Raw genomic sequence first — 23903 nt, forward strand, 5'->3', positions numbered from 1 at the left:
AATATATTGTATTATGTATAGAATAAAGCAGTTGTGGATTTATGCTTTGTTTTTAATTCTTCCTGTTAATAGCCTTTTTAGCCTTTCAAACCAAGAAGAGATCAAGCAAAAAATTGCAGCTATCCTTACTAAGGATCTTTATCCAGAAGCTGGCGAAAAATTGATTATTTTAAACATTGAATTTATCGAAAAAAAAAGACCCCCTATCGTTTCCGTATCCTGGATAGCCCATCTTGTTGACGATGGACAACATTATAAACCCCTCTTTCACCCTCCTTCAACATTAGATACAGAAGAAGTCTATGGGTTCGGGCAATTTCAGATAAAGGAAAATCATTCCATTGATTTAAACAGTGCCCTCTCAAAACAAAGTTTGGAGAGATGGCGCAGCAAACTCATCGCCATACGAGATCTCATGAGACAGGTGGTCATATTACGATGTATGTATTTTTGCCGACATAATTACGGAAAAAATACAGAATGGGACTTAAACCATGCTATTGAGCAACTCCATTTTCTTTCTAACAAAGAAAAACCAAAGCTACCTTAATGATAGTTTTTTTTCATCCCTTTTATTACCCTAAGAAAACTACCCTCTTTTTTTATACCAAATAGTTTTTTCTTTTATTTTGAAACAAGATGTATTCTGGAGATACTATAAATTGCATTTTTCATTAGTTAACTGAAGGCAAAAAAGAAAAGCGGCGTCATAGCATGAAGAGAAAATTAAGTAAAAGCTTCTTGATTTCTTGTCGACAAAAGAATAGTTTCCTATTCTTTCTTTTAGGTATGGAATAAAAAGTATGGCTACTCTTGGTGTTCTCAAAGAAAAGATCCCGGGCGAAAATCGAGTTGCCATCGTCCCAGAGGTATTACCTTCCCTTGTGAAATATGGACTGCAAGTTTGCGTCGAATCTGGGGCTGGTATCAATGCGGGTTACTTCGATGAGATGTACGAAGATAAAGGAGCAAAAATTTTACCTACGGCTCACGAAGTCCTGAAAAACGCTCACATTGTTTGTCTTATTCATCCTCCAAGAAAGGAAGACATAGCCCATTTTGTTGAAAACTCTATGCTCATTTCCCTCCTCTATCCCCTATTAAATCTAGACTTAGTCAAAGAGCTTGCAGCCCAAAAGCTCACCGTTTTTTCCCTAGATCTTATTCCAAGAATTAGTAGGGCTCAATCTATGGATCCTCTGAGTTCTCAAAGTACTGTTTCTGGATACAAGGCTTTAATCATGGCAGCCAATACCCTTCCTAAATTTCTACCCATGCTTACCACACCCGCAGGCACCATTCCCCCCTGCAAAGTATTCGTCATTGGTGCAGGGGTTGCTGGTTTGCAAGCTATCGCTACGGCTAGGCGTTTAGGAGCACTCGTTGAAGCCTATGATATTAGACCAGTAGCAAAAGAACAGGTTGAAAGTCTGGGTGCTAAATTTGTCAATTTACCAATAACCGCCCAGGACGTTGAGGACCGATCCGGTTATGCAAAAGCTCAATCTGAAGAATTTTATTCAAAACAACGCCAACTCATTATCGAACAATGTAAAAAAGCAGACATCGTTATCACCACCGCTCTTGTTCCAGGTGTTAAAGCTCCAAAGCTTATTGCAAAAGAAGCAGTAGAAATGATGAAACCTGGTTCAGTCATTGTGGATCTGGCTGCAGAACAGGGTGGCAACTGTGAATTGACAGTACCTGGAAAAACTGTTGTCCAAAATCATGTGATTATCCATGGGCCACTAAACATAGCTTCGACTATGGCCCCGCAAGCCAGTTTATTTTATTCGAAAAATATCCAATCCTTTCTTTCCCTTTTCTTTAAAGAAAATAAATTATCTATTCATTGGGAAGATGAAATCATCCAGAAGACGTTGGTTATTCAAGAGGGGAAAATTATCAATGAAAAAGTTCTTAATGCTTTAAACCAACAACTTTCTTAAACTTTCCATTTTCTAGGAGGTTCACCATGACACTAAGTGATTGGATTACTAATCTGTATGTCTTTGTCTTAGCATCCTTTTTAGGACTAGAATTAATTAGAAACGTTTCACGCTTATTACATACCCCTCTAATGTCCTTGACAAATGCTATCTCTTCAATCTCTCTGGTTGGTTCTTTAGCCCTTACAGGAGAGGGAGATAAAACATGGGTCATTGTCCTTGGTACCATTGCCATCATCGCCTCCTCCATTAACGCGGTCGGAGGCTTTTTAATTACCGATAGAATATTGAAAATGTTCAGGAAAAGTAAATAATTTCTGGGGAAGTACGACTCTATGGAGAACATCATTCAATTTGTCTATATTGCTTCAGCTTCTCTCTTCATTCTTTCCTTAAAATGGATGAGTGAAGTCAAAACGTCCAGATGGGGCAATTGGGCGGGAACAGCAGGTATGGCTCTGGCTATTTTGGCCACACTTCTAAAACCAGAAATTCACAGTTTTCTCTGGATCGCCATTGGTATAGTCATTGGGGCATCTATAGGTACGCCAATGGCTATGCTGATGCCAATGACAGCCGTGCCGCAACGAACTGCTCTATCTCACGCCTTCGGTGCTTTAGCGGCAGGCATCGTAGGAAGTGCTGAATATTTTCTGCACGGAGCCAATCTTTCCATGCCTCAACTTATTGTTTTATGCGTCGAAGTACTTTTAGGCTTTTTAACTTTTACCGGTAGTCTTCTGGCTTTCGGTAAACTTCAAGAAATCATTCCAACTAGACCTATTCTTTATCCAGGGAGAAATTTAGTAAGTCTTTCTGTTTTTGTTTTCAGCTTATTTTTAATCGCCTATTTAGTCATTAAAGGAGGCAGTCATCCTTTTCTTTTCGGTTTTATCGTATGCCTTTCTTTGCTCTTTGGCATTCTTTTAGTCTTGCCGATTGGCGGAGCTGACATGCCAACGGTTATCTCCATTCTTAACGCTTATGCGGGTCTTTCTTCTTCATTCATGGGCTTTTTGCTCAACAATAAGCTACTGATCATTGCTGGAGCACTAGATGGAAGTTCTGGACTGATCCTTTCCATTCAGATGTGTAAAGCAATGAACCGTTCCTTTACTAACGTTCTTTTTGGAGGAGTCGGGCAGATCCTTGAAGTAGCTGATCCATCAAGAGATGGTAAAATCGTTAAAAGCCTATCCCCTAGAGAAGCCTCCATTTTATTTGAAGCAGCTAAAAAAGTTGTGGTAGTGCCTGGATATGGTATGGCTGCGGCTCAAGCTCAGCATGTGGTAAAAGAACTAACAGATGTTCTAGAGAATAGAAATATCGAAGTAAAATTTGCTATTCATCCTGTGGCTGGTAGAATGCCAGGACATATGAATGTGTTGCTAGCAGAAGCTGATGTACCCTACGATAAACTCGTTGAAATGGAAGAGATTAATCCCCTTTTTCCTGAAACAGACATCGTTTTGGTTGTTGGAGCCAATGATATTACCAACCCAGCCGCTAGGAAAAATCCAGGTTCCCCTTTATACGGCATGCCCATATTGGATGTCGATAAGGCCAAACAGATTCTTTTCATCAAACGCAGCATGTCCACAGGATTTGCAGGTATTGATAATGATCTCTTTTATTCGCCAAAGACGATCATGCTCTTTGGAGATGCGAAAAAGGTACTCAATGAGCTGGTAATCTCCATTAATTCCAATTAAATCAGGCTTTTCTTTTTGAATAGGATATCTTTAGTTTTTTCTTAATCTTTTTCCTTGATCGCCTCCCTTCTCTTTTCCTATTCTTCTTACATCCTTCTGCTTCCTATGAAAACAAATATTAAAGAATTGACCCAAACAATCATCGACATGATCCCCACCTCTCTAAGATTCAATGCTCATGACGAAGCCGTTTTTCAAAAATTTAAACCTTTTCATGAAAAACTTTCTGAAAAATTCGTCAAAGGTTTTTACGATATATTGTTTGGCTATCCAACAACTCAAAGCATTTTTAAGCCGGATGAAAGACCTTTGCGAGAGCCCGATCTTCAGCGCTGGTGGCAAAGAACTATTACTGGACCTTTTGATATAAACTACTGGTCTTGGCAGGCCGCAGTTGGAGTCATTCATATCAAAAGGAAGGTCAAAAATCCCATGATGATCTCCATTTGGGGATGGATTCTGCTTACCCTCCAAAAAGAGTTCTCCATGAATTACTCTCTCCAAGACACATTCGAGGCGATGGATTCTTGGCATAGGCTAGCCATTACAGTTGAGTCCCTTATTGCCGAAAGCTATCTCCATAATTATATCGTTGCATTAGCCCAATCAACTGGCACCGAGTTTGCCCTTCTCGATAGACTGGTAGCCATAGAGGTAGCGGACATTGACCCGAAGAACCTGAGCTAATTGGAACTCACGTTTGAATTTTAATATCCCTATACGCAGCGATACCAATAAGAGTAAAGGGAATAGATTGTGTAAAAAGGAAAAGAACAACAAGAAGTACTCTAAAAAGAAAGGAAAGTCTTGGAGTTTGTTGATCCAATGACCATATCAAATAGGAAGAAATTAATCCAATAGCCCTACGATCATCATAGGTTGTTCCTCCAAGAGCAAAATACGCATCCATATCTTTCTTTGCGAGAGTCTCAGCTTTTGTGATATTTAAATCAAGGATCTTTCCTAAAAAGGGGTGCATAGAAAGGAAGCTTTTTGTGGCATTAGAAACATAAATTGTCGCAACAGTTAACCGGCTTTGATAGGTTGTGGTCGGAATAATATGAGGATTTGTCCATTCATAGGCTGGTTCAATTCCTAAGTTCCAGACAGCCCTTCTCGCTTGCTCAAAAGTGCGATTTTCCCATTCCTCATTCCTAACCAATTCATAACCCCATCTGTTTATCTGATCCCTTCCAGCGGTTTTTGTAAATCCTAGACAGAAAAATGTGCTCACAAAAATAAAAGTCATTAAAGAGGCTATACCACAAAAGAAATGATGGACCAATTTGACTTTGAATGTCCGATTCCACAGTTGTGTATAGTGACTGGCGAGCCACCAGCAGAAACCAGCAAGGAAAAAAGAAAACAGCAAGGTTAACCAAAAATAAAGAGGTCTTTGATAAAGAAACAAAAAAAAGGCTTCCCTTAACAAATTCAATCCATCTTTGATCATGAACGCATCTGGGATTAATCCATGAAATTATAAAAAGTTTAGACACATCAGCTCTTAAACATTTTTATTTCTTTCCAACTGACCTGTCTCTTTTCTCTAGGACAATGGGCTAAAAAGAAACGACCTTAGGCTTCCAAAAGGACACCGAATACTAGAAGCCTCCATCAAGGAAATGGTGGAGGAGAGGAAGATGGAGGAGGCAAAGGAGGAGCACCAGGAGGAGGCCCATACCCTTCTGCAGGAGGAAAAGATCCAGGAATTTGAGGATAGGAAGGAGAAGATGCTGGCGGATTGGATGGAAATGGAGGAGGCGGAAGAGGTTGAGAAGAAGCGGTAGGCATATAAGGAGCTGGAGTTTGAGGGGATTGTGAAGACGGATTGAATATTGGACTAGCCCCCGATAATGCTAATCTCCTGTTCTCTGCCATTTGTCTTAGTTCTTGTGAATATTGCTCTAATAATCTTTCTTTTTCTTCTCTTGCTTTTGCAGCAGCTCTTCGGAGTGCTGCGTTATGGGCTGCCACTCTTGCACGCCAAGCTCTTTTCTCCTTCTCATACGAATAATATCCTCCTCCTAACCCACCAAGAATTAGTCCTCCCAGAGCTCCCCATCCGGCTCCAGCTCCTCCTCCAGCAAGTCCTCCAATAAGCGCTCCTCCCGCAGCCCCTATCCCCGCCCCTTCAGCAGCAGTCGTGGGTCCACCAGTTCCAGGCTGCAAATACTTAGGTTTTCGGCCAGGACTAGAAATCTCGGATTTTGCCTCCGCATAGACTTGAGCCACTTGCTTGTCAATTTCTTTAAGCCGATTGGCTAGATCTGTCCATTGATTGTCTTCTTGACTTAGGGCTGTAGCCAGATCATAAGCTGAATAGAGGACCGTTTTTTGTGTTCCTGGAATAGTTTGTTCTGGCACCGCCGCCCAAGGAAACTTGTTATCTTCATTCAAAAATTTCCATCCACCATCAGCTTGTTTTATCGCTTTTAGCTTCCAGTCAAGGGTAATAGGCTGATTAGCCTCAAAAGCAGTTCGTTTCTGGTCCTGATAATAGACCATACCGGGTTCTTGATCCAAGGTAAAGAGAAGATCTTTAATATGAGATTTTGCCCAAGGTTGAAGATCTTTAGGAACACCTTCCAATCTTTCTTTTCCGGGAAGCACAGGTCCAACAGGTACCCAAAAGAAAGTAAGCTGGGGTTGAACCGTAACCTCATAATTCAAATTCCACTGGCCATTCTGATCTTTAACAGCGCTCTTTTCTTTAATATCAACAAAAGTAAATCCCTTAGGAATTTGGGATTTAATAGCTTCTTCTGCCTGAACTAACGATGGTTTAGACTCCAAAACTTTAAAAATTCCCTTTGGACCATTTATCATTCCATTAAATAAAGGAATAACAAAAAGAAGAATCAAAATGGCGACAATAACGAGTCCAATGCCACCGATCAATGGGAACAAAGAACTAGAACTTCTAGATACATATCGTGTTACCTCTTCAAGAGGCTTTTTACAACTCTTACAAACAAATTCTACTCCCTCAGGAACTTCAGTGATTTTTCCTGCTTCCTCACATTCCCCAAAATTAATGCATTTGCCTTTTCTTATCCCTGTAGTTCTTGCCTTCGGAGCTGTCTTCTTTTCGACAAAAGGATCTTCTCCCTCTCTGTCTTCTATCAATCCGTTTTTGCCCAAGTCCTTAGAAATCTTTTCCTTTTTCAAATCAAATCTCATAAAGGAAATTATCTTGTTTTATTGTATTTGAAAATTTAACAAAAGTCACTAAAAATATTCCCACTAAACCATACTTTTTTCTTTAATATTTTACTAAGCTTCAGTACTTTTTAGCACAAAGCCAAACTTCTACCCGTCTGTTTTTTTCCCTTCCTGCTTCCGTATCGTTCGAAGCAACTGGCATTTCCTCTCCTGCTCCAGCAACACTTACCACTATTATTCCCTCTTTCTTCAACGCATTGGCAACGCTCTGAGCCCTTTCAAAGGAAAGCCCTAGATTATAGGTGTGGTTTCCAACGTTGTCTGTAAAACCAATCAACAGCACTCCCTTGTCTTTATTGGCTGGTTCCGAAAGAAATTGTGCAAGTCTTTTGATGTCGACAATCCCTTTGTTATCTAATTCCTTGCTACCAAAACGAAACCGAATGTCAAAAGGCACTCTTTTGGCTCCCGTTACCAAACTTTTATATCTTTCCGAAGCATTAAGAGGAATGAGATTCCCCTCATCGGCTCCTGTTGTAGGAATCGATCCGCTGTTTGCTTCTTCTATGCCACTGCCGACAAAACCCATGGATGAAACACACTTTTGACCTTGAGTGGATAAAACATAATGAATGAATTTTTGTATCCATGAACTATTTTTATCAGTGACATACAAGTACAATCTAAAGGCTAATGGATACTCTTCTGTGCCAATGGTAAAGCGGTTTGGTTTGAAAGCCTCGGCTCCTTTCATAAACAAAGAAAGGATCTTTACATTTTCATTAGCTCCAAAAGGTTGTGAAACAGATGGATAATCTGCAATACCTAAGCTTGTTGGATTATCCGAAACCGCTTTTTTCATTTCTTCGATCCCTATTGTTTTGACACGAGTCCTATCAATAGGCATGTGCCGAAAAAAACTGGAAAGAGTTTGATTGCTACAGGATGAGCGTTGATCAGGGACAAAGAGAATAATTTCCCCTTGGTAAGGTAGATTTAATTCCTTCCAATGCGTAATATTGCCGGAAAAGATCTTCTCTAATTGTTCTAGGCTTAAGGAATTGAGAGGATTCTGATTATTAACCATAACGGTAAGAGCACTCTGACCAATAACGATTTCATGGTCTGGAGCAGTCATATCAAAAGGAAATCTTTTCAATTCCTCAGCTTGAATTTTCCGACAGGAAATTAACAATTCATCTTTTGCCGATATCAAATGGACAAATCCATCGGTTGTCTTTTGAGTTAGAATATTAATAATGGCTTGCGTTTTATCTGGCAGGACAAAAGAAAGCTCAGTCGATTGAGGATTTCTTTCTCTCCAACCGATCTCCTGTCCCTTAAGGTCCTCATGTAAAAATCCCAAAACCAATGGCCGAACAAGACTCCGAGCTAGACAATCTTCAGTGATGATGCTAAAAAGAAGCTTTGGCTGCAAAGAAGAAGTAAGGCCAGCTTTCTTCTTTACAGCAGAAGAGTTTTTGAAGAAAGAAAAAACTAACCCGGCAAGTATTACTCCCACCAATCCCAATAAAATAAAGGGAAATGGCAAAAGCAAACGTCTTTTCTTCCTTGATTGCCATTCCTCAAGAGGAATGAGGCGGTTACCACAATCAGGACAAACAAATTCTTTATCTGATTCAATCTCAATGACTACATGTTGGTCAGCCTTGAAGGACAATTTCCAAAATTATCGCAAATCCCTTTTCTTGTCATCGAAATGAAAAAATAGGATCACAGGGAGATCATAGTTCGCCACGAACCTTTTTTATCGCCAGTTTTCCCCAATCAGCCAATCTTCTTGATTTTAGATCAGTTGGCTTTATTGTTGCTCTCAAATTGTTGACTTTTTTGACAATCTCAGATTCGATTTCTTTTCTTTTTGGCTCTAGCTTCATCTCTGGGCTTTTAAGCAATGCCTCAACCTTCTGCTCCAAAAGTATCCCTGCTTCTTCTCTGATATTGGAAAGGGCTTCAGAAAAATTGTCTCCTCCAAGATAGACAGGTTGATCAAACCCATATTCATCTTTTTGCATAAAGCCTAACTGGATCGCCCCAGTTTCAGTCTCAATTTTTTGAAGCATTTCTCTTTCAGTACCATCTTCCTCTTTTTCCTTCAGGACCATTCCTAAAAGAAGAACGGGAGCTAACCTTTCTTCCAATTCTGTTCGAGTAGGAACAAAAAGCGAAGGAAGGGTTTGGCCATCCCCTTCAATATGCAACTCCATACGGGCTCTTTTCGAATCAGATCCATTAATTCTTTCTAAATATTTGGACTTCAGAAAAGACATATGCTGGACAATGCGCAGAGGGAAAAGGTTCGTAATGCTCACAAGGATGATTTCATTGAGCCGAGTATCATTTTCAATAAACTCTTTGCTTGGATTGCGAATACATTCAAAAAAGACTTCCTTGAGAACTTTGATGTAATCTTCCATTTCGGGAGCTTTTGGAAGGATAACTGTAAAATTTGATACAGCTATTTGTGCGGTAGGATTAATGCCTTGTCCAACTCTTCTTTTCTCATCCGAATTAAAGATAAGATAATTGCCTGCAGCCTTAACAACATTGTCTAAGTAGAGTCGAAGTGATTGCCTATCTGCATACCTCTCTTTTAATTTTTCTATAATACTTACTCCAATAAGCCGATCACTTTCGGTCTGCACTAAATTGTTATGCGCAATCTTTGCATTTTCCATGCATTGTCTTTCTAGAGTATCGAGAAACACGGTCTTAGAGATCCTTTCATTTAGAGTTTTAAAATCGAGTTTTTCTCCAAGCTTCTCAGCAATAGCCGTTCTGACTCTTTGTGTTTGGGTAGTTGCTTCTTTTTGATCTTTAATCAATCTTTTTGTAACATTTTTAACAAGCTCCGGATCGTAAAAACGGATCACCTGTTTTCTTAAATCGATCATTGCCCCCTGATCTGAACAACGAACAGCTATTTGATCTTCAAATGCTTTAATGGATTCAGCAATCATCGATGCGGCCTTATCCACATCGGCCTTTAATAAAACGATTTCTTCAATAATCACAGGCAGGAATTTCTTGGCAAATTGCCAACCTTCTATTTTTGTCCTCACCGTATAAAGATCTTGCAATACAGTAGAAGCCGCATCAAAAAGCCTTCTCCTTTTCCCAAACATATCCGAAATTACACCCACTTTGGCCCACTCTTTTTGTTGTTCCGACAATTTTTTGGCCAATTCCTCTTCCTGTGGTTTTAGTTTGGTGATTTCTTCTTCTATACGATCGAATCGAGCTTTTAAATGAGGAATTAAAGCTCCAAGAAGAGAGCTGATTTCGTGAGCGGATTTTGTTCCATTAATCCAATCTGAAAAAAGCTCACGCTCCAATTTTTGCCTTATTTCTCTGGCCCTTTCTCTAGTTGATTGACTTACTGTCTCATAAAAAGCTTTAACTCCTTGTCCTCTGTATTGCTCTTGAAACCTTGTATCCAACAAGTTTTTCAATCGATCCAACCATTTGTCCGCTGTTTCCTTTCCCTGCACATATTCTTTTAAATTAGTCGTCACATTCATCCAATACCGGCTCACAGGCTGCCATTTTGAGCCTACCCCATCCGATTCAAGAATCGGAGAAGACAAGATGAAGTGTTCGTCGCTGAGCATCCATCGCTCAAGCTGTTCGGGGCTACTCACATAGCTCACCATATCCAGATTACGTGGATCGGATAAAAAGCCATCAGTCTCAGACCAGTTGTTATAGCGAAGCTGCAAAGCCGCTTGTCGAGCAAATTGGAAGGCAATGTACTCAGAAATTTCCGATTCAGGGACAGAAAGCCTTTTGACACCAAAAGTTAAAAATCTTTTCGAACGAACAGGATCATTCGAACCGGGCAGCGTTTCAGGATTTCCGTCCCCATTTTCTGCATTCTCAGCCCGTCCGAGCGATTCCCAGTTAATGTTTCTGACTGTCACAATTTTTTGGTAAAGAAAATCAGCTAGAATATTAGGTATATCTTCTGAGATATCCACGGCCAGTCCGTTTTCGTTAAAATTGGTAAAAACATAACACCCATTGAAAGGCGTTTTGAGTTCTTCTAATTTTCTTCCATCCCCGGCAATGTCACAGGGATAAAACTTACCGATACTCAAAGCATTGAGTTCAAGCAAAGCGGCATAGCCATTGGCATGATAATTTCCTGTATTCCAGTTAGGTTTCGGATGCTCTTCGGGCAATAACGTATAAAGGATAATTCGGTATTGAAGTGTATCGGGATAGTTTTTCCTTATTTGACTAACACAATCAATCAGTATCCCACTGCCTGTTCCACCCGCCAAGCCACAACAAACATGAAAAGTAACATCCTGTTGGCCACCTTTTTGAATTTCGTTTACAAGATGGGTAAGTCTGCGACAAAATTCGTCAGCATGACTGGCAAAAAGAAATCTTCCAAGCCTCCTTTTCTGCCCTCCGATGGCATCCCCAATAATACTATTGAGGATGTCTCTCCAAATGGTTTTGTCTCCAATCCAAGGCTGAATGCCAGGATAACTCGGCAGGTCCTCAAGGATTGAAGCCAAATTAGAAGATTTTATTAAAAGTTGACTGGTTGGTGGAATTTGAACACTCTGTCCAAGAACTTTCCAACTAGGATCATCAAGACGCATCAGTTCATCGCTTGAATCGACATAAAGGTAAGAGAGCCGGACATTGGGAGGATCGATTTTCCTGAATTCTTGAAAGATGGTCTTTCGGAAAGCTCGTATAATTTTTCCTCCCGTTCCCCCCAAACCGATAATGAGATGATTTGCATTCATTGTTTAGGTTCAATCCTTCTCCCCAAAGATCGAGATGTTTTTAATAGCTTCAAAACCGATGCGACCTTTCCCTTACAAAAAAGCAAAGATCCTTTCTGTCTTACTGTATTGTGTTAAAATAACCACATTTGTAAACACAGAACTTGTATTTTTTTTGGCTGCTAAAAAAACTATGTCCTGACTCGAATGTCCTGATAAGCTGCCCATCCAATCAAGCAAAATGGGATAAGCTGAAAGACAACAAACAGCAGCGCAAGGATTGACCGAGATAAAACAACAAGCCTTCCCATTTGAGAATCGAGAATCGAAATGAGATAGTAGGTAACGATTTTGAGAGCCCTATCCACAGGATACACTTGAGGGCTACTTTGGAAAAAAGCGTTCATGTCTTGGAGTAGAGCTCGGCTGGGCACAGAAACATCTGGGTGAATAATCAAAGAAAGCGCGGGATGATTTTTTGAGAAATCGTATGCTGCATTCCTTGCATAGATATTGGCCACAATCGCTCTGGAATATGGATCTACCAGTGGAACGAATTGAGCTTGGGGAGGAGGAAGAAACTTTTCTCTTCCACTGACTCGAACAGCCTCATAAGATTGAGCTAAAGTCCAATCTTCCCAACGAGAATCCTTTAAAATTTTGGCCGCCCAATTAAAAACAATCAGTTTGCCAACCTCCTTAGAATATTTCAAAGAAAAAAAGCAGATCACAAAAAGAGTCGTTGCAACGGCCGCTAAGCCACAAAATAGATGATGGATCGGATTGGCCCTAAATTTCTTATTCCAAAGGAGAGTATAGGTACTGGCAATTATCCAGCACACCGCCCCTAACAACGCTCCAATTGTCAAGGAATGAAAAAAAAGAGGAAGCTCTTTTTTAAGCATATAAGAAAAAGAAGCAGAAAGAAGCCAAAAGAATATCTTCAAATAAACCATAATATATACTAAATATAAAACTCTTTGCTTAAGGCTACACCACTATCAGGAGATAAGCCCCCCCCTTTCCTATGGCATTCTATAATATGAGGCGGGGGTGGGAATCGAACCCACGCATAGGGCTTTTGCAGAGCCCGGCCTTACCACTTGGCTACCCCGCCCTTACTCCTCTCTTTATATCATCCGTTGATTCAGCCAACAAATTAATTCAATGTTTGTTTTTTGGCAAACAAGGATTCATAGTCAGCAAGATACTGACTAAAAGCATCGTTACCATATATGATGCGAGCAGTATCAAGAAAATTTTTTTCATCCGCATATTTTTTTTGAACCCGACACAGAGCAGCCCTAGCAAAATAATAGCCAGGAGAAGCTTCATCAAAAGCACTTAATTCAGAAAGTAAATTCTCTGCACCTAAAAGCCTTCCTAATCCAATTTCACAATAGATCCTTTTCAAAAGAATCTCTTTGTTCATAGGATCATGTAATGCTGCTTGTTCGAACCGATATAATGCTTCTTTGAAATCTTTTTTTGCAAAAAAAACCTCTCCTAAATATTGATAGGCGGGACCATAGTCTGGTTGTATTTTGAAAACCTTGTACAATTCTTTTTCTGCCCTTTCATAATCCTTCTGCTTTAAATAGATCCGGGCAGCTAAAACGATAGCACGTGGATCATTTGGCCTTAATTCCATAGCCCTAGAAATGGCTTTTTGCGCTTCCTCCAACTTGAGCCTCTTAAAGGCCACCAGAGCATCCTGATAAGCTTGAAAAAAAACCCTATCCTTTTCTTTTTGATTTTCCAACACCTCACTCCATCCCCAGGCTCCTCCCCAAAAAATAAAAATAGTGGTAGCTGCCCAAAAAACGTATAAAAGCTCTTCCCTTTTTATCCTAAAAAGTCTAATTGGTCTTTTTTTATTGTTCAATCCTCTGCTCACAAAGATAGATAAAAAGAATAATTAAAACTTTTTATATTATTCCGAAGCTATATGTATGCGATATGCTATTCAACTATTCAATCTCCTTTTTCAAATTCACTAAAAATAGAGTGCCAAAATCAAAAAAACTTGTAGCCAATTCCCTTGCTTTTCAAGAAAACCACTTCCATACGACCAGATGACTCAATCTGCCTGATTGAAGACTGCGCAAATATTCTACTGTTCCTAAAAACATACTCGGGACTTGCTTACGCCTGACCCAAGTCCGTTCTTTTCGTCTTCGTTTTGGACTGGGAGGCTCTGGGATTCTAAGACCGTTTCGTTCTCCGGGGAAGCGGAATAGAATTAGCAGGTCATCTTAACAATCAAAGATGACACCTCCCCAGTGCCTAGAGCCATCCACCTCGGGACAGTCCCCCTCCTCGGGATTCCAATGGAGCGGTTTCCCGCTCTTACGAGTAAACCTCACAGGAAGGATCGCATGCAGCCGGCTCTGCAGCATCCACAGGCATATCTCCCGGTCTCCGATCTTTCCTCTGCGGTTGTATGCGCCAACCCTGTCCCTATAGCTCACATGCCCATCATGCCGGCATACAAACTTCTCCCTCCCTGCAGTTCTTTGGATGGACCTACACCCACACTGGGGACAGAACCAGAGAGTTATAGGCTGGATTAACCTGCTCTCAAGGAGAAACTCCCGCAAGCGCCAGAAAATTGATTCGCTCTTGAAGCGCCTAGCTTGCGCATTTGTATACTACGCCTAGTAAGTTCTTTGCTTGGCACTTTCCCATATATAGGTAGATCCTCAAAGACACAATGACCGCAAGACTTCGTAGCTTGAAAAGTTTTCGCAAGTTTGTGTTTATCCACCCCTCTATTCCTGTTTGTACCTTGTGTAAACGACCCCATTGCTTTCTCTTCTCCAGGTTGTGCTTGCAGCTGCGTCTTGCTTTACTCCCCAAACCCTCTCCCCTATTTCTTTCCGTGGTCCTCTGTCAAAACTTCAGAAAGTCTAGCCTCTATCCCGACCGCTTTTCCTTCTAACCGCTTCGGAACTTTTCGTGGCGCTGCGTAGGGAATGACCGCCTCCTTTTCCTTTCATTCTCCGAATCTTCAGATTGCCTGCTAGTAGAATGACAATCCCTTTATCTCGTTCAAGACTCACGAGCGCGACATACTGCCCACCCTTCTCTTCAAAAGTCCGATACATTTCTTCATCATACAGAATAGATCTAGCTTCCCTCACTCTTAGCAGCCTGCCGATTACCTTTTGTAAGTCCTTTCGTAACCTGAAAAGGATGGCTTCTTGCCTCTCTTTTGTGAGGTGAAATGTAGAAGCGGGCGGCTTTCTTTTTCCTAACACACAAGCGATCCGCTGCGGAGAATTTAATACCCAGAAAGCCCATCGCTTTTCTTCTTCTGTCCATTTTTCTTTCTTATAGATTTTTGACCCAATCCTTACCATCAAAGCTACAACCATTTTTGATTGTTTCATAGGCATCCTGGAGGGCTACCTTCCACATTCTTGCTGACTACCCGCTTAGGCTTTTACATCCAGATGATGTTATCCGATCACGCTCTTTGCGTTCGTGAGAAGCTTTCCGCGAAATGGTCCAAGTCAGAATAATAGACAAGAAACCGCTCCTTCTCGGCTGCGTAGCGTAGGCCAAGGTCCTCTAGCATCTGGCGCTTTTTCTATTTTAGCAGCAGGCCCTCCATCTGAATCGTTCGACGCATCGTCTTATCCTGCCTTATCGGCTTTCACCGTGACCTCTTGTCTTTTCTTTTGCGCAACCCGTAAAGAGGGCTTGAGAAAGCAGGGAAGGATCGAAAGGAGCTCCTTGGTCATCTTTTCCTGCAAAGAGAGGGATTTGCCCGTTCATGACGGGGATTTTGATTCCATGAGACTAGCACAACTTCTAGGGGCCATCCGAAACCGAACCGGGCCAGCCGGCCCGTGCGAGCCACCATGACCATCGAAGGGCTCACCCTGTACCACCCCTCCATCAGAGGAGAGGAAATTCTTTCTCTTGTAGTTTAGTCCGCTGCTTGCAATCCCCCAGCCGTTTACCCCCCCTCTTGCTTTGGGTCAGGCAAAACCTTTTTAGCGCTTCCCACTGATTTTGCAGATCCCCCCCTTCTGCCCGGGGATGGAAACTTTTGTGTAGGCGCTTGTTTGACGCTCTCATCGCCTTTTGGTCAATCCTCCACAGATAGTCCTCGTGGGGGTAATGCCGCCAGTTTGTCGGAGTCCGTTTGGGGAGGTAGCACCCCTTCTCGCCGCCTTGCCCTGCTGCCTGCTGAGGCTCTGACCGATCAGCACGCCAAACTTCTTGAGCGAATAGATGTTCGCTATGCCTATTTATTGCTAGACTGGCAACGCAATAGCAATAACTATTCTTTACTTTCTACTCTGTGGCGATAGGAAAAGAAAGTAAGTTGCCGAACCAACCGTGAAGAGAAGAGCTGGATTGGCTGCTAAGCCTTAAGCCAAATTAACTTTTTGTTTTTGGCTATGACCTTTCCAGCAGGAATTTCAGGAGACGCAGACAGTACCTTTTCAATGATTGGTTGTTTTTTATTACCAGACACCAAAAACCAGATCTGATGTGCCATATTTATTAAAGGAAAAGTAAAGGTAAGTCGGATTTGTCCGCTAGAAGGCTGAAGCGAAAGAGCGGTATAGTGTTCTTTTTCTTCTAAAGCCTTAGAATCAGGGAAAAGAGAGGCGGTATGACCATCTTCCCCAATGCCCAATAGGATCAAGTCAAAAACGGGAGGATTTCCTACCTTCTCAAGCAGCATTTTTTCATAGAGTGCTGCTGCTTGAGAAGGCTCTTCAGAGAGATGCCAGCCATAAAATTGGAATTCCTTATTCGTAGCCCCCAAAGTTCTGCGAATCATTCCTTCATTACTCTGAGGATCTTCGCTTGGAACCCAGCGCTCATCACCAAGCCAAAAGCAGATCTTTTCCCAGGGTAATGCTTCTGTGCACAACCGCTCATAAAAAGGAACTGGCGTACTACCTCCTGATAAAGCCACATGACATATTGGTTTATGAGATAATGAAGTTTTTACTATTTCTTTAAAAGATAAAGTAAGATACACAAGCCACTCTTCTAATCTTTCAAAAGAGATCACATCCATCCGATTCATAGTTTTTTCATACCATTCAACTTTCCGCTTCCTGTATTTCTTCTTCTTCCTTTGGAGGAGGTCCCCAATAGCGGCCGTCCCTTCGCAACAATTCATCTGCTTCGACAGGTCCCATAGAGCCTGGAGCATAAAGAGGAATAGAATCAACTTCTTCCTCACTCCATGCATTTCTTAAAGCATCGATAACTCTCCACGCATACTCTACTTCATCCGATCGGGTAAAAAGGGTTGATTCTCCATTCAGGGCATCCAACAGTAATCTTTCATAGGCTTCTGGGAAATAATGATCTCCATATCTCCTGTAATAAAAATCCATTTTTGCCTCCTGCAGAGCAGGTAGATTGGGTACTTTGGTATTAAAAAGAAGATGAATCCCTTCGTTGGGTTGAATACGAATTTTCAACCAGTTTCTTGCCACTTTTTTGGTGCTGTTTGCAAACAGGACGCAGGGAGGTCGATTGAAAACGATACAAATTTCGCTGAACTGTTTAGCCAACGCCTTTCCAGTTCTTAAATAAAAAGGGACACCACTCCACCTCCAGTTATCGATCTCAAGTTTCACACACACATAGGTTTCTGTAAGAGAATTCTTAGAGACCTTATCTTCTTCCCTATAGGCTTTAATTGTTTTCCCTCCTAAAATCCCAGGTCCATACTGAGCACGGACGCTATTGTGCAGCCATTCTTCGGAAGATGGGATAGGCACTGACTTTAAAACTTTCACTTTTTCATCCCTAATTGACTCAGCTTCAAGAGAAGCTGGTGGCTCCATGGCAATCAGACTGAAAAGCTGCATTAAATGGTTTTGTAGCATATCCCGTGAAGCTCCAGTTGCATCATAGTATTCTCCGCGACTCCCAATGGTTTGCGTCTCAGCAACAGTAATTTGTACATGATCGATATATTTTCTGTCCCAAAGAGGCTCAAATATCGAATTACCAAACCTAAAATAAAGGAGATTTTGAACTGTTTCTTTACCCAGATAATGATCTATTCTAAAAATACTTTTTTCAGGAAAATATTTTTGCAGAATGGAATTTAGCTCTCTGGCCGATTTTAAATCTATACCAAAAGGCTTTTCTACAATTAGCCGTCTTTGTCCAGAGATTCCAGGCTGGGGATTTAAGCCAGCTTTTGCCAAATTTTCCGAAACAATAGGAAAATATTTTGGAGCAGTTGCTAAGTAAAAAAGATGATTATCCTTATAATATTTGGATTCAGGCAAAGAGTTGAGGAGATGGGCAAGTTTCACATAATCTTCAGAATTTGCTAAATCCCCTTGCAAATAAAAGATTCTTTCCTCGAGCCATTGCCAAATCTCTGGATCTATAGGATGCGTATGAGAATAATCCTCGAGGGATTGTTTTAAAAGCGCCCTAAATTCTTTTTCTCCATACGGTCTACGCGCAAAGCCAACAATGACGAAATGATCGGGTAACCGCCCATGCTTACGAAGGTGATAAAAAGCAGGAATAATCTTTCTTTGGGTTAAATCACCGGTAGCTCCAAAAATAACAACCGCTGTTGGATCAATTTTTGTGGGATAAATAGATGTGGTCGACCGATGAGCTTTATAACTTTGCATAAAAAAAGCCCTCTTTTTGGAAGACAATCTTTTGAAAAGAGTAAAAACTCTTTTGAACAAGAGGTTGTTAAAAAAATCAATTCAACAACAAAGATTCTAAGGTTTATATATAATAAAGATGTTTAGTGAATCTGAGGAAAACAAAAGTTATTTCTAATGGCCAAAAATAAAGGGTCATTTTTTTATTCTGACCCTTCTTCTTCGGCCATTTTTCTCATTTTCCATTTAACGTAAAAAGACCGTTCATCATAGAGAATGAAGCTCAGAACAAAAGTAGTAAAAAGAATCCCCATCGCCCATGTAGCAACCCATCCTAAAGTATATTTTTGCATACCAACGGCAAGAGGAAATACAAAGTCCACATCCTGAGCAACCTGAGCTTGGCTAATCGAATCAACCTTATTCAGCAACTCTTCAGAAGCGGATTTTGGCACATGCAACACAATCTTATAATGACCAGGATGATTGAAATTCACAGGAATTTTTGCAATGCCATTAGCATAAATGGTTGGAGGAATAGAAGCTATGGTCCGATGTAATGGCTCTTCAATCACTTCAATGCGAACAGGGGTATGATTAAGAACATTCTGAACACTGTAAAGATCAAATACAAGTGTCATATTGCCAGTAAAAGGCACTTCATGACAATAAACAGTCCCACATTTTTCTAGAGCTGTAAGTTTAGAATGTGGGAAAACATCCATATGAATAGCAAAATCGCCTTTTTGCTGAATGGGACATAAAGGTTTAGCAGGAACTAATCGGCCGTGCGCAAACAGGGAAGAAAGAGAGAAAAATGGAGAAAAAAGGAGCACACACAAAATAGCCAATATTTTTATTTGTATTTTCTTATTGCTTTTCGGAGATTTTTTCATTTGAATACTCCCGATAATTCTTTTTTAGGCTTGAGCGGGAAACCTTGCCAATAATTATAGGTTTCCCGCCTTTTTTTTCAACTTATATTTCGCACAATTCCATTTTTGTTGTTCTCTCTGGGTCGTTTAACACAACCGCAGGTGGCGTAGCCGGCTTGCCATAGTAGACCTGTTTGATCAGCTCCAGAACTCTTGGGCAAGCTTGAAGCCATGTGCCAAGAATTCCCAGAGCCCCCCACCCAAACATGACGAATCCCCAATGGAGCGGAGCCACAAACAGCTCTTCCATAAACCAACGGGTATGACCAAATTCGTTCAAACCCACGTTGGGGAAGATCATCAAGGGAGAGCCAACCAGCACCGCATAGGGTACAGAGAAAGCTCTCGCATAGGCGGGAAGTCTTGTCATGGCATACACCATCGATCCTACCCCAGCTATGATATAGATAGGATAGCTCTGATAGAACTCGATGATGTGGCTTGGTGTGAAGTCGGTATCCCTAATCACCGTCTGATGCCACGTGCCGTCTTGCTCCGTATAATAGCTTGCTCCCCAGTAGAGTAGAACGGTATAGACCACGACAAATAGTCCAAGGTTCCAATACCGCCTTAACTCCTCTGCAGGGGCAAGGTTTTCCATCGCACGATCTCTGGTTACCCACAACCAAGAGCAGAGCGCGATGAGTGTCGTCGGCTCAAGAATCAGCTCGGTGTAAAGGATACTCATCCAGTAGGTCTGATAGTCCGGAGTGAAGTAGTCCAACCCCTTGGCAAACGCAAAGGTTCGCTCATAGACATTCACAGCAATTTCAAAGACTGTGATGATGGCTAGAGCAATCCAGAGGTTTTTCCAAGAGAAGGCTGACTTGTCCGGTATAGATATCGAGACCGTTTGCGTTGTCGCTTGTGCCATATATCAACCTCCTTTAATCCATTATCGTCTCCACGTCTAATGGAGACTAACTATAATCAATTAATCTTTTTTAGGGTTTCAAACAGACATTTCTTGTATTTGATATTAGGATAATCCTGGTATAATTACTAGGATTAAAAATCTAATATTGTTTTTGATTATTTTATCTATTTATTTTCAATATATTTTAAATAATATTTAAATTATTAATATAACGTAATATTAGTATATCTTATAGAAACTGTTTATTTTTTAGCTACTCTATAAAAAATATTTTGTTTTCTGCCTTATTAATAACAAGTTATGACTCCTAATGTTGTTATCTCATTGAATCATTATACATTAGCCAGTGGTGGATAGATTTTTCTTAGCCCATGTTTGGTGAAAATTTCGTAAGTTATTGATTATCAATGATACTTTTTTCAATGTGTCATTATGTGGGGGTTTTAGAGGTTCTTTTTTTGGGTTTCCAAGGCTCTAAGAAGCTGATTTTCAGGGCGGAAAGGATCTGACGCGCCTGTCGGTTTCCTGCCGTGACCCCGCGGTGTTTGGTGCCTCCAACATCTGCCTCGACGACGTGAACGGTACGGAGGAGAGTCAAGGCCTCTTCGGTGGAAAAAGGGAGCTTGGCTAACTTTAGCTTTTTCTCCAAGAGTCGGTCGAGCAAGAAGGCCAAGGCGGCAACAAAGACATGGACCTGGACCCGCTGGGGATCATGGTGATAGATCGGACGCATCTCTAGGACATCCCTTAGCTTCCGAAAGGCCTGTTCCACTTGGCTAAACTCCTTGTAGGCACATACGGCCTCCACCGCCGAGAGATGTTTTTCTTCTGTCATCGTCTTCCGCGGCTCCCCCTTTAAAAGCTCCACGAGCTGGTCCACATGCGGAGCCAAAAGCTTCCTCCGCCTAAGATTGGCAATCGTCTGCTGCTTAATCTTCCCTCGATTGTAGTAGCTCTCCACCAGCCGAACATAGTGGACCTTCTTCTTGCTTGGTCGCCGAATCGGCACAATCCGCAAAAACATGAAGAGACATTATTTCTAAATGCCAACACATGCAAGGTTAATCGAGTAATAACTTAAGAAAATCTATTCACAGTGTAGCACTATGTTTTTGCAAAAATCGCTTCCTCTCCTCTGGCGCACCCCCAAAATCAGCCCATTTTCACCAACATGGGTTAGGAAATAGCCCATGCAATTTTTTAACTCTGGGACCAATTCTTTGATTTATGAATGCATACATATATTGCTCTTCTTTTTAAAATGGAGTGGGGAAGGAGCATAAGGGATGAACCAATAGCATTAAAGTCTATCTAGCCCCACTTCTGAGATGATCGGAAAATAGAAGACAGGGTGATTACCAAACGCTTTGATTTGGCAAAATTGCATCCAGAGTTGTTTCGTGTCGCGGATAGGACGGACCGTCGGACGATTGACTATTTACGTCTTTTTAAGCCTCGAACTAAAAAAGAATTTGGAGTGGATAAAAATTAAAATTAAGTTTTGAGACTATTTATACAGGGGTGAGTTGTAAGCATGACGGAACGAAAAGAGAGCAATCTCAGTTATTTTTTGAATCCTTAATTCTTTCGTTTCTTCAGAGCTATGGAAAATCTTTTCTTACAGGAAATAGGAACAAGCACAGGCATACTCATTTACTTCTAGAAATTAGAGCTAATGCGATTTTTGGCTTGTCATTCCTGTATGTATTGACACATATACTTCTATCGATACGAACTTCCTACTGTCCAAACATAGTAGGTTTGCTTCTAATGCTACTTACCTTCACATATCTTTTTGATTTTGGGAAATTCTTCCGGCATTTTTTCGATGCCTATCCCTCGAGCAACCCCCCTGGTGGTGTTTTATGGTTCTTCCTGAGCAGTACTGAAAGGAAACAAAGCCCATAATTGATATTCTTTTCTCGTGCTATCAAGTTCCATTTGAGTTGGATACAATATTTTGAATTTAGTATACACCTTCCTAATCCGCTCTACTTGCCAGATAACCTTTTGGATCGATATGGATTTTCAAAATCCATGCATATAAAATAGTTTGAAATTGAGATGGTGTCTTCAGCAAGTTTTTTTATTCATGTAAATTGAAAAACAAAAAAGGAAGGTTGCGGATATACACCTATTCTCTAAAGGAAATTCTTAGGCGATTACAAGCGGCCTTCATTTGCACTAGACAAAGGATATAGAAATTCTATCAGAGTTGAAACGCTGTGTAGAATATATGCATCTTCGATTTAGAGGAAAAAAAACAACCATGGCTCAAATAAAATAATTTCTGAAACCACTAGAACTAACTATTTTGTTTTGCTCTCCCAAAGCATTCAATATGTTTTCAATTAACTTCGGTATGGTTGACCAGAGATAATTGCAAGGCAAGACACACTAGGAAAAACATGTTTCTCCTCTAATGTGGCATTACAGGCTATAAGTCTGGAAAAAAAGGATAAAGTTTATCACCATTAACAACAAGCCCTCTTCCAGAATCCTGGAGGAGGGCTTGTTTCTATTTAAATACCGCTTGTTTATGTAATTACATACCACCGCCCATGGTAGCACCGAATTTCGGAATGACGATTTGATCAGCAATAGCAAAGACTTGACGTGTTCCAGAAGTATCCGTAAAGAACAGAAGTCCTCCAAATCGGTTTGTTGACTCATGATACATTGTGAGTCTTTGATTTTCCCATTCTGCACTCTGCATGGAGACTTCTAATGTCTTTGTTTCTCCCGGATTGATTGGCTCCGATGGGGTTACCCTCATAGGACCACCATTTACTTCAGGATTGTTTTCATTCCAAGTATTTCCAGGGACATCGGGATTTAAAAACCTGACGTTTGCAGTTAAAAACTCTTTTAAAACGACAGGTTTATCACCGATATTTTTAACCTGCAAATGGAATGACAAAGTCCGGCCTGGAACATCGTAAGTCGCATCAGTTACTTCAGCTTGAATTAAAGCTGGTTCTGGAGGCAGAGGTTTGATATAGTATTTTGTTTCCTGAATCGGTATCGTTATTGGATACTGAGCTTTGGTTATCATTGCTGCTGCTGCTACCAATACGATTGTTCCGATGGTAAACAGGAAACAGACCTGTCTATCCATAGGGCTGAATAGATCCTCTTTTCTTCCAGCTGCCACTAATCCAAGCCTTCTTGTGAATGGCTTAGAGCACCAATATACAAGCCAGACTACCGCAATGGCAGAGGTTAGTAGCGTCCAAGCTATCATTCGACCTTCACCATAATTTTCTAGATCGATTGTATTCCCTAACAAGGTCTTTACTGGATTGGTAAAACCAGCACCAGAGCCTTCAATCGTCAAGAATTCTTCAGGTCCGATGAACGGTCCAGCTTCTTCCATACTAACCATAGGACCAACAGGCCATATTCCGGGTGTCCTGGCTTGATTAACCATTTTATATTCGTAAACTCCTCCTTTTTCCAACACCACAGAATTAAATTGGAAGTATTTTTCATTAACAAAAATAGCCTTCCGCAACACCTGTGGCCCAGGAACGAAGAAGTTAAAGAAGGATATTCCTGAAAAAGGAATTTCTTGGGGCCATGTTGGCATGAGCATCACTTTACCCGTGCAGGTAAATTCGTCTCCGACTTTCACCCTATTGTTTGGAGTAAAGGAAAATCGGGTATCGAAAAAGGTAACGGTACGCATTCTCAAGAAGGCCTCTTGAGATTTTGCCCCCATTCCCTGCACAGCAAAAAGAGATGACATAGGAGCCAGCATTAGCCCAGAGAGCAAAAGCGCTCCTCCTACTCTGACTATTTTTTTCATCCCAATTTCGCAGTTGAATGTTTTCACTTCGTTTTCTCCTTTTGTGTTTGAGGGGAAGATTATTCCATCCTCCCCTC

The 23903-nt window shown here is 41.0% G+C and carries 19 protein-coding genes, 1 tRNA gene and 1 pseudogene; 6 read left to right on the forward strand and 15 right to left on the reverse strand.

Annotated features, from left to right (window positions below):
- Positions 1 to 13: 13 nt before the first annotated feature.
- The 5 genes from QOL44_RS07825 (at position 14) to QOL44_RS07845 (ending at position 4348) form a co-directional block, all read left to right on the forward strand.
- Positions 14 to 550, forward strand: coding sequence for a hypothetical protein (locus tag QOL44_RS07825; protein ID WP_009059643.1), 537 nt, complete (start codon positions 14 to 16; stop codon positions 548 to 550).
- Positions 551 to 803: 253 nt separating this feature from the next.
- Entirely contained in the window at positions 804 to 1949 is a 1146-nt protein-coding gene (locus QOL44_RS07830; RefSeq protein ID WP_009059641.1) for a Re/Si-specific NAD(P)(+) transhydrogenase subunit alpha, read from the forward strand.
- 26 nt (positions 1950 to 1975) lie between these two features.
- Positions 1976 to 2263: an NAD(P) transhydrogenase subunit alpha gene (locus QOL44_RS07835; protein WP_009059640.1), complete on the forward strand. Its 288-nt coding sequence runs from the start codon at positions 1976 to 1978 to the stop codon at positions 2261 to 2263.
- Positions 2264 to 2284: 21 nt separating this feature from the next.
- Positions 2285 to 3661: an NAD(P)(+) transhydrogenase (Re/Si-specific) subunit beta gene (locus tag QOL44_RS07840; RefSeq protein ID WP_009059638.1), complete on the forward strand. Its 1377-nt coding sequence runs from the start codon at positions 2285 to 2287 to the stop codon at positions 3659 to 3661.
- A 105-nt stretch (positions 3662 to 3766) separates the two neighbouring features.
- Positions 3767 to 4348: a protoglobin domain-containing protein gene (locus tag QOL44_RS07845; protein ID WP_009059637.1), complete on the forward strand. Its 582-nt coding sequence runs from the start codon at positions 3767 to 3769 to the stop codon at positions 4346 to 4348.
- A 7-nt stretch (positions 4349 to 4355) separates the two neighbouring features.
- Here QOL44_RS07845 and QOL44_RS07850 read toward each other — a convergent pair whose 3' ends face one another.
- The 9 genes from QOL44_RS07850 to QOL44_RS07890 all read right to left on the reverse strand — a co-directional run bounded on the left by QOL44_RS07850 (position 4356) and on the right by QOL44_RS07890 (position 15369).
- Positions 4356 to 5114, reverse strand: a complete 759-nt coding sequence (locus QOL44_RS07850; RefSeq protein WP_009059635.1) for a hypothetical protein — start codon at positions 5112 to 5114, stop codon at positions 4356 to 4358.
- 164 nt (positions 5115 to 5278) lie between these two features.
- Complete coding sequence (locus QOL44_RS07855; RefSeq protein ID WP_009059634.1) at positions 5279 to 6844, reverse strand: hypothetical protein; 1566 nt, start codon at positions 6842 to 6844, stop codon at positions 5279 to 5281.
- 100 nt (positions 6845 to 6944) lie between these two features.
- Positions 6945 to 8507 (reverse strand): phosphate ABC transporter substrate-binding/OmpA family protein, encoded by a 1563-nt coding sequence (locus QOL44_RS07860; protein ID WP_283401171.1) that lies wholly within the window; start codon positions 8505 to 8507, stop codon positions 6945 to 6947.
- Between the two features lie 64 nt (positions 8508 to 8571).
- On the reverse strand, positions 8572 to 11610 hold the full coding sequence (locus tag QOL44_RS07865) for a tubulin-like doman-containing protein (protein ID WP_009059631.1): 3039 nt from the start codon (positions 11608 to 11610) through the stop codon (positions 8572 to 8574).
- Between the two features lie 170 nt (positions 11611 to 11780).
- Complete coding sequence (locus tag QOL44_RS07870; RefSeq protein ID WP_009059628.1) at positions 11781 to 12545, reverse strand: hypothetical protein; 765 nt, start codon at positions 12543 to 12545, stop codon at positions 11781 to 11783.
- Positions 12546 to 12634: 89 nt separating this feature from the next.
- A tRNA-Cys gene (locus tag QOL44_RS07875) sits at positions 12635 to 12706 on the reverse strand.
- 42 nt (positions 12707 to 12748) lie between these two features.
- A complete protein-coding gene (locus tag QOL44_RS07880) occupies positions 12749 to 13474 on the reverse strand; it encodes a tetratricopeptide repeat protein (RefSeq protein WP_228343225.1) in 726 nt (241 codons plus the stop codon).
- 1024 nt (positions 13475 to 14498) lie between these two features.
- Positions 14499 to 14981 carry a hypothetical protein gene (locus tag QOL44_RS07885; protein WP_258042221.1) on the reverse strand — a complete coding sequence of 161 codons (483 nt, stop codon included), beginning with the start codon at positions 14979 to 14981 and terminating at the stop codon, positions 14499 to 14501.
- A gap of 256 nt (positions 14982 to 15237) precedes the next feature.
- Complete coding sequence (locus QOL44_RS07890) at positions 15238 to 15369, reverse strand: hypothetical protein (protein ID WP_258042220.1); 132 nt, start codon at positions 15367 to 15369, stop codon at positions 15238 to 15240.
- Between the two features lie 293 nt (positions 15370 to 15662).
- Here QOL44_RS07890 and QOL44_RS07895 point away from each other — a divergent pair, with 293 nt between their 5' ends.
- Positions 15663 to 15911 (forward strand): hypothetical protein, encoded by a 249-nt coding sequence (locus tag QOL44_RS07895; RefSeq protein ID WP_134373237.1) that lies wholly within the window; start codon positions 15663 to 15665, stop codon positions 15909 to 15911.
- A 53-nt stretch (positions 15912 to 15964) separates the two neighbouring features.
- Here QOL44_RS07895 and pgl read toward each other — a convergent pair whose 3' ends face one another.
- From pgl to amoB, 6 genes and pseudogenes are all read right to left on the reverse strand, one after another.
- Positions 15965 to 16642 carry a 6-phosphogluconolactonase gene (gene pgl, locus QOL44_RS07900; protein WP_009059624.1) on the reverse strand — a complete coding sequence of 226 codons (678 nt, stop codon included), beginning with the start codon at positions 16640 to 16642 and terminating at the stop codon, positions 15965 to 15967.
- A 16-nt stretch (positions 16643 to 16658) separates the two neighbouring features.
- Positions 16659 to 18227, reverse strand: a complete 1569-nt coding sequence (gene zwf, locus QOL44_RS07905; RefSeq protein WP_009059623.1) for a glucose-6-phosphate dehydrogenase — start codon at positions 18225 to 18227, stop codon at positions 16659 to 16661.
- Positions 18228 to 18409: 182 nt separating this feature from the next.
- A complete protein-coding gene (locus tag QOL44_RS07910; protein WP_009059622.1) occupies positions 18410 to 19102 on the reverse strand; it encodes a hypothetical protein in 693 nt (230 codons plus the stop codon).
- 82 nt (positions 19103 to 19184) lie between these two features.
- The gene (gene amoC, locus QOL44_RS07915) at positions 19185 to 20015 is read right to left on the reverse strand and encodes a bacterial ammonia monooxygenase, subunit AmoC (protein ID WP_045086546.1); all 831 of its coding nucleotides are present in this window, start codon (positions 20013 to 20015) and stop codon (positions 19185 to 19187) included.
- Positions 20016 to 20448: 433 nt separating this feature from the next.
- Positions 20449 to 20853 (reverse strand): annotated as a pseudogene (locus tag QOL44_RS07920) (IS1634 family transposase); the annotation flags it as partial.
- A gap of 1710 nt (positions 20854 to 22563) precedes the next feature.
- Complete coding sequence (amoB, locus tag QOL44_RS07925; protein WP_009060825.1) at positions 22564 to 23853, reverse strand: bacterial ammonia monooxygenase, subunit AmoB; 1290 nt, start codon at positions 23851 to 23853, stop codon at positions 22564 to 22566.
- Positions 23854 to 23903: the final 50 nt, after the last annotated feature.

It is taken from the genome of Candidatus Methylacidiphilum fumarolicum (genome assembly GCF_949774925.1).
Classification (GTDB): Bacteria; Verrucomicrobiota; Verrucomicrobiia; order Methylacidiphilales; family Methylacidiphilaceae; genus Methylacidiphilum; species Methylacidiphilum fumarolicum.

Excerpts from the sequence above, each read along its gene's own strand:
- QOL44_RS07825 (WP_009059643.1), top strand. The coding sequence starts at position 14 with ATGTATAGAATAAAGCAGTTGTGGATTTATGCTTTGTTTTTAATTCTT.
- QOL44_RS07830 (WP_009059641.1), top strand. The coding sequence starts at position 804 with ATGGCTACTCTTGGTGTTCTCAAAGAAAAGATCCCGGGCGAAAATCGA.
- QOL44_RS07835 (WP_009059640.1), top strand. The coding sequence starts at position 1,976 with ATGACACTAAGTGATTGGATTACTAATCTGTATGTCTTTGTCTTAGCA.
- QOL44_RS07840 (WP_009059638.1), top strand. The coding sequence starts at position 2,285 with ATGGAGAACATCATTCAATTTGTCTATATTGCTTCAGCTTCTCTCTTC.
- QOL44_RS07845 (WP_009059637.1), top strand. The coding sequence starts at position 3,767 with ATGAAAACAAATATTAAAGAATTGACCCAAACAATCATCGACATGATC.
- QOL44_RS07850 (WP_009059635.1), bottom strand. The coding sequence starts at position 5,114 with ATGATCAAAGATGGATTGAATTTGTTAAGGGAAGCCTTTTTTTTGTTT.
- QOL44_RS07855 (WP_009059634.1), bottom strand. The coding sequence starts at position 6,844 with ATGAGATTTGATTTGAAAAAGGAAAAGATTTCTAAGGACTTGGGCAAA.
- QOL44_RS07865 (WP_009059631.1), bottom strand. The coding sequence starts at position 11,610 with ATGAATGCAAATCATCTCATTATCGGTTTGGGGGGAACGGGAGGAAAA.
- QOL44_RS07870 (WP_009059628.1), bottom strand. The coding sequence starts at position 12,545 with ATGGTTTATTTGAAGATATTCTTTTGGCTTCTTTCTGCTTCTTTTTCT.
- QOL44_RS07885 (WP_258042221.1), bottom strand. The coding sequence starts at position 14,981 with ATGAAACAATCAAAAATGGTTGTAGCTTTGATGGTAAGGATTGGGTCA.
- QOL44_RS07890 (WP_258042220.1), bottom strand. The coding sequence starts at position 15,369 with ATGAACGGGCAAATCCCTCTCTTTGCAGGAAAAGATGACCAAGGAGCT.
- pgl (WP_009059624.1), bottom strand. The coding sequence starts at position 16,642 with ATGAATCGGATGGATGTGATCTCTTTTGAAAGATTAGAAGAGTGGCTT.
- zwf (WP_009059623.1), bottom strand. The coding sequence starts at position 18,227 with ATGCAAAGTTATAAAGCTCATCGGTCGACCACATCTATTTATCCCACA.
- QOL44_RS07910 (WP_009059622.1), bottom strand. The coding sequence starts at position 19,102 with ATGAAAAAATCTCCGAAAAGCAATAAGAAAATACAAATAAAAATATTG.
- amoC (WP_045086546.1), bottom strand. The coding sequence starts at position 20,015 with ATGGCACAAGCGACAACGCAAACGGTCTCGATATCTATACCGGACAAG.